Source organism: Priestia sp. KCTC 13724, from assembly GCF_056820425.1.
In genome coordinates this window covers 1-1,275 of the sequence record NZ_JBXDLD010000140.1, presented here as the reverse complement: position 1 = coordinate 1,275, position 1,275 = coordinate 1, and the positions used below count along the sequence as shown (strand labels likewise).

1 protein-coding gene is annotated in these 1,275 nt (G+C 31.5%); it reads right to left on the bottom strand.

The window, feature by feature from the left end; translation table 11 throughout:
* Positions 1–5: 5 nt before the first annotated feature.
* Positions 6–1,142, bottom strand: a complete 1,137-nt coding sequence (locus tag AC1UFB_RS16675) for an SNIPE associated domain-containing protein (RefSeq protein WP_482589520.1) — start codon at positions 1,140–1,142, stop codon at positions 6–8.
* Positions 1,143–1,275: the final 133 nt, after the last annotated feature.

Below are 1,275 nucleotides of genomic sequence, written 5' to 3'. Positions count from 1 at the left end.
TTGCGTCAACATTTATGCAACACTAGTGATATATTTTCACCAAAAGAGCCAATATTAGAAATGATATATACATATCCAGCACGAGTATTTTGAACACGATATAAGACGTCTTCTTTATTTTGTTTGGTTTCTTCAAGTTGTGCTTCTAACTGCTTTAACTTTTCAAGAAGCGCTTCTTTTTCATGATCTTGTGATGTAGCAAGCTGTTTGTTCATTTTTTCAATAGCTTGAGCGAAGTGTTTTTCTTCTTTCTCTACCTTTTCTTTCGCTTTCTCCAATTCTTTTAAAGCACGAGCTTCTTCACGCATGCGCTCTTTAATCTCTTGCTGCTCTTCTTTTTCTTCTTGTTTCTTTTGCTCGAATTCGTATTTTAAGTATAGCTCTTGTAGTTTTAGTTCCAAGTATTCTCTCTTAATGAACACACGCTGCATATCAGTTAGCTTATTTAAATCTTCATATACTTTATGAATTCTTTTCTCACTAACTTCAATATTATTAAATTTCACTTTAGAAATGATATTGTCGCATTCGTTATTAAACGCTCGAAGGATTAATTTTATGGTATCCAAAATAAATTCTTTTCCTTTTTTCTTATCATTACCAATAGTCCAATCTAAGGAATGATTCGTAGCGGATTTTTCTGTAACCATCAGCTTCTGTTCTTTTCGAATATCATCCAACTTAGCTTTGTAAGCTTCAGAGTTCTCAAAATTATATTTTGGTTCATAAAAGCCAAATGATTGCATTAACAACTCATCTTGAACAACAATTAACTTTTCTTGAGCAGTCATTGTTTCATTAATAATGCCTTGGCATTTTAAATTAAATTCTTTAATTTTTTCTTCAATTTTTTTCTTGTCATCCACTAGAGTGGTAACGGATTGAATGTCTTCATATTCAGATAGCAAACGTTCTTTTTTCGATGTAGCTTCGTTAATATCCTTATTTAACTGTTGTAACGTAGCTTTTGCATCTAAAATTTGATCAAGATTGCTTTCTTGAAAGCGTGTTTGGAATGCTTTCCATGATTTATGACGCTGAATAATGAGAATGATTCCAACAATCGGTGGAATGATTAATAGCCAGCAAGCGAATAATACGCCAATAAACCACGCAGAGTGGTACCATTTTTCTTTATACATATTGATGCCCCCAGTTGTGTATATTCTGAACTTTTATTATGTAAATAAATTCAAAAAGTCTAGTTAATAAGTATAGCATAAAATAAAAATATATAGATAAGGTTTCACTAGTGTTGCATAAATGTTGACGCAA

Excerpts from the sequence above, each read along its gene's own strand:
- AC1UFB_RS16675 (WP_482589520.1), bottom strand. The coding sequence starts at position 1,142 with ATGTATAAAGAAAAATGGTACCACTCTGCGTGGTTTATTGGCGTATTA.